Origin of the sequence: uncultured Algibacter sp. (assembly GCF_947495675.1) — a bacterium.
Lineage (GTDB): Bacteria > Bacteroidota > Bacteroidia > Flavobacteriales > Flavobacteriaceae > Algibacter_B.
Window position 1 is genome coordinate 1 of record NZ_CANLZX010000108.1, and the last position, 224, is coordinate 224.

At 34.4% G+C, this 224-nt stretch carries 1 pseudogene; it reads right to left on the reverse strand.

Annotation, left to right across the window (positions count from 1 at the left end):
* Positions 1-224, reverse strand: a pseudogene (locus Q0842_RS16280) (transketolase); the annotation flags it as partial.

Consider the following 224-nt stretch of genomic DNA (forward strand, 5'->3'; position numbering starts at 1 on the left):
TTTACTAAATAACCTCCTTTTTTAGAAGCTAAAGCTTCTTGATATCTTGACGTTCCTTTTGCTGGTAAATCCTTAATTCCTTGTCTTGATAAGATTAATCCTGTTGGTGTATCTGTGTTTTCTAAAGCCATTTTCCATGCTACACTCGTCTCTGCTGAATCTGCAGGTCGTAAGGCTAAAAAACTATTTTTACCACTATGGTTTTTTAACTTCTCTAATAAACG